This window comes from Nostoc cf. edaphicum LEGE 07299 (assembly GCF_015207245.1).
Taxonomy (GTDB): Bacteria; Cyanobacteriota; Cyanobacteriia; order Cyanobacteriales; family Nostocaceae; genus Nostoc; species Nostoc edaphicum_B.
In genome coordinates this window covers 1-3,879 of the sequence record NZ_JADEXF010000576.1, presented here as the reverse complement: position 1 = coordinate 3,879, position 3,879 = coordinate 1, and the positions used below count along the sequence as shown (strand labels likewise).

The window sequence follows — 3,879 nt, the reverse complement described above, 5'->3', positions numbered from 1 at the left end:
GCGTTGCCACTTATTGATTTCATTTTGGGCATCATTATACTGTTTCTCACTGCGTTTTTGAGCGGCAATCGTCTGGGCTACTCCCTGACGCAGCTGTACCAAGTCTTCCTGCATTTCCAGGATGGCTTGCTCTAGCATTTTTTCGGGGTCTTCGGCTTTGTTAACCAGGTCGTTGAGGTTAGAACTAACTACTCGCTTAATGCGATCAAATAATCCCATAACTTTGTTTTTCCTTGTGTGATTTACGCTTTTTGTTGGACAGTTAGCTTTTTTACTTTTTATAGCTACCTATTTCAATGTAATCTTTCTAGTTTGAATCAGTACCTCCTAACAACTCTTAATTGTTAAGATATCGCCAAACTGGGGTAATTAGTCGAACTTCAAGAATCCTGATTGGGTAACTGGTGTTGGGGAGGCTGCGTTGTCTTTTAGCTCTCCTCAGTTAGGATTTTGTGCTGTGTGTTTTCTGACTGCTTGAAAACCTGTACCTTCATCGCTGCCAATTCGGTATCTACATCATTAGATTCCAAAGAAGTAAATTGTGTTTCCAAGTCGTCGCTACTAAGTTGAGCTATGGCTTCTGATTGAGCTTCTATCTGCAAAACTTTTTCTTCCATACGCTCAAAAGCACTCAGACTGCTGGTGGTAGAAACTCCACCGAGCATTTCCTGAAGGCGATAAGAAGCTTCAGCTGAACGCGCGCGGGCAATATACATATCTTTTTTTGTTTTCGCCTCGGAAATTTTTAACTCTAGCGATCGCATATCCTTTTTTAGCCTAGCGACTATCTCGTTTTGTTGCTCTATCTGCGAAAAGAGGGCTGTAGTAGTTTCTTTATAGGCTTGGCGCTTAGTCAATGCTTCGCGTGCTAGAGGTTCGTTACCTTGTTGCAGGGCCAATTGAGCGCGGCGGTACCATTCTTCTGTTTGAGATTGGGCAGCCGCAGCCTGTCGTTCAGTGCGTTTCTGGGTAGCGATCGCTTGTGCTACACCTTGCCGCAACTGCACCAGATTTTCCTGCATCTCCAGAACAGCTTGCTCCAAAATCTTTTCTGGATCTTCTGCACCACCGATTAAACTATTGAGATTAGCGCGAATCACCCGCAGGATACGCTTGATTAATTCCATGTCGGCTCTCCATTCACGAAACCCAGTTCTAAGTGCTGAGTGCCTAGTTAAAGTCCTAAGTATAAAAATTTTTGTTGTCGGGTAGTTATGGAGTGTTGAATGCCCAGTTAAAGTCCTGAGTATAAGAATCTTTATCGTAGGGGCGTAAACAAGCAAGATTTTGCCCTTACTACTCAGAACTCAGCACTGGCTCAATGCTCCACTACCGCTAACAAAACTCAGCACTGGCTCAATGCCCCACTACCGCTAACAAAACTTAAGACTGTGATCTCATGGTATCGTAGATTTTTGCAATTCATGGCTGCTGAACTCGTGCCTTGATTCCCCTTGCTTGTAACAGTTTCATCTGTTGTTTTACTTGCTCTTTAGTTTTAAAAGCACCCAGATAAATCAATTCCTTGTTGGGCGATAAATAAGCATCAGGAATTACTTGCCGTGCCGACGCAAAAGCTGCCCCTTGATTATCTATCACTACATGATAGAACCCATCTGTTCCTGGTTTGATTTCTGCATCTGGCTTTGGTGAGCTTGCGATTGGCTTGGGCAAGGTTTTTGTCGGTGAAGCGGGAGGTAAATTTAGAGGAGGCAAGGATTGTAGCGTCGGTACTGGTGCTAAGGCGATCGGGTTGGTCGGTTGGGCTGTATTGGGGTTAGATAATGGCGCTTGAGGATTTGCGGGATTTTGGGGAACAACTGGATTAGGCACTACTGCGGGGGTTGGTTGGACTTTGGGTTTTAAGCCAACTACATCATTGGGATCTCTTACTTCAGGAAACTCTTCAGTAGCTAGATTGGGATATTTGGGTATGGATGTGCTTGGTGGCTGGATTTGAGGTTGGACATTACTCCCAACTTCCTCAGTATTTTCTGGTGTGGGAGAGGAGTTACCGTTAAATAAATTGCCTAAATTCCATTGTGGCAAGCTTTTGGGATTAAAGACTACATAACCCAAGGTAAGACTCGCCACCAATAGCAGCAACATGGAGCCAATACCCAAAGGTGATAGCAGACTGTCGCTAGAATTGCTTGGTTTCTTGGTTTCTGGTTGTTCTTCTGTCAGACTTCGCAGCAGTGCTTCACTAGATTCTAAATAGTCATCTGGGTGCTTGGGGCTATTATCTGTCTGCAAGTGATTTTCGCTTTTAGTATTTTTAACGACTGCTGGCACAATGCTGCTACTAAAGTTGGGTGGGGGTGGTGGAAGTTGAGTTTGTGTTTTAGCTGGATTGGAGGTGGAGGGCACATTAAGATTATTCAGTTCCTCAGTTTTTGCTGTAGCTGACGCTGGATTGATCTCAGGATTCACAGGTACAGATGCGGGTGGGACATCAACTGGCGCTGTAGTTTCCTGGTACACAGGTACAGATGCAGGCGGTACGTTGGTTTTAATTTCCGTTACTGATGACTGAGTTGCGTTCGATGTTGTCGGAATGGCAGTTAACGGTTGGGGTTGAGCGCTCATGTAACTTGCAACACGGGACTGCTTCGATGACACCAAACCAGTTCGCGTGCGTCGGTATCGAGCTAACTCTTGATCTAGCGGCACTTCTAAACTCGCTAGTGCTGCTGCTAGTACTGGTTTCAATCCAGGTGTTTTAGACGATTGATGAGAACCGGACTCGTTCAGGGGGTTTTGAGTCATTGCCTTTGTGCCTCAAACGTAGATTACTGGAATTAACTTTTAGATATATTTTGTGACAATAGTAGCGGAAATTATTTAAATAGATTGGGGGAAAGGTTACAGGTGACAGGTGATAGGGAATAATCCCAAGGATGGCTCTAAGTTGTCCGAGGCTGTAGGAAAGGTTACAGGTGACAGGTGATAGGGAATAATCTGCACCCTGTAACCTGTAACCTGTAACCTGTAACCTGTAACCTGTAACCTGTAACCTGTAACCTGTAACCTGTAACCTGTAACCTGTAACCTGTAACCTGTAACCTGTAACCTATCCTATTCCCTTCTTCACTCCTCACTCCCCACTTTGAATAATGTCGTTGAAATCAATTAATGATGTTTTAAGGATTTTGGAAAAGCAGGCTAAATGGCAGGAGCAACCATTTCAACGTCTGCTCAAGTGTTGGGCAGAAGTTGTTGGCCCAGTGGTTGCTGCAAATACTCGACCATTATCGATTCAGCGTGATGTTTTGTCGGTAGCAACTTCTAGTGCTGCTTGGGCGCAAAACCTGACTTTTGGTCGCACATCTCTACTTTTAAAATTGAATAAAAAGCTGCCAACGCCTTTGGTTGATATTCGCTTCTCTACTGCTGGCTGGCAGAATCCGTCGGTGGAAAGAAAACAGCAACAAACGGTTTCGCCTCATGAGCATCCCAGTTACCTTGGTGACGATATTAGCCGCTTTGATGCTACACCCACTAAAGATGTGAATGCGGCTTTTGGACATTGGACAAAGATTGTGCGATCGCGATCGCATGGCTTACCCCTTTGTCCCCAGTGCCAATCTCCCACCCCTCCCGGTGAACTCCAGCGCTGGGAAGTCTGTTCTGTCTGTGCTGCTAAACAGTTTTCAAAGCAAAATAATTGAGCGATTATTCCTTGAGCAGAGTTTATCCTGAAATAGCTTGCTGTCATTACATCAAATCTTTCTGATTCTTGAGAAAAAGTATAATTTTCCGCTAAAATATGCCAAATGTGGTATGCAAAGCAGACTATTTATGTGAAATTCTATGCCTTAAGCCATACTTAAGGAGGAATTTAAAAGGCTGAAGAAATCAAAAGCTTTAGTTTTAGTC

4 protein-coding genes are annotated in these 3,879 nt (G+C 44.3%); 1 reads left to right on the top strand and 3 read right to left on the bottom strand.

From position 1 onward, the window contains the following. The 3 genes from IQ229_RS17105 to IQ229_RS17095 all read right to left on the bottom strand — a co-directional run. On the bottom strand, nucleotides 1–219 hold a 219-nt coding region (locus tag IQ229_RS17105), incomplete at its 3' end, for a PspA/IM30 family protein (protein ID WP_194045743.1). A gap of 209 nt (nucleotides 220–428) precedes the next feature. Then, complete coding sequence (locus tag IQ229_RS17100; RefSeq protein WP_194045741.1) at nucleotides 429–1,127, bottom strand: PspA/IM30 family protein; 699 nt, start codon at nucleotides 1,125–1,127, stop codon at nucleotides 429–431. Nucleotides 1,128–1,422: 295 nt separating this feature from the next. Further along, complete coding sequence (locus tag IQ229_RS17095) at nucleotides 1,423–2,769, bottom strand: hypothetical protein (protein WP_194045739.1); 1,347 nt, start codon at nucleotides 2,767–2,769, stop codon at nucleotides 1,423–1,425. Between the two features lie 347 nt (nucleotides 2,770–3,116). Between IQ229_RS17095 and IQ229_RS17090 the strand changes: the two genes are divergently transcribed. Beyond that, the gene (locus IQ229_RS17090; RefSeq protein WP_194045737.1) at nucleotides 3,117–3,671 is read left to right on the top strand and encodes a DUF721 domain-containing protein; all 555 of its coding nucleotides are present in this window, start codon (nucleotides 3,117–3,119) and stop codon (nucleotides 3,669–3,671) included. The last annotated feature ends 208 nt before the right edge of the window (nucleotides 3,672–3,879 follow it).

Excerpts from the sequence above, each read along its gene's own strand:
- IQ229_RS17100 (WP_194045741.1), bottom strand. The coding sequence starts at position 1,127 with ATGGAATTAATCAAGCGTATCCTGCGGGTGATTCGCGCTAATCTCAAT.
- IQ229_RS17095 (WP_194045739.1), bottom strand. The coding sequence starts at position 2,769 with ATGACTCAAAACCCCCTGAACGAGTCCGGTTCTCATCAATCGTCTAAA.
- IQ229_RS17090 (WP_194045737.1), top strand. The coding sequence starts at position 3,117 with ATGTCGTTGAAATCAATTAATGATGTTTTAAGGATTTTGGAAAAGCAG.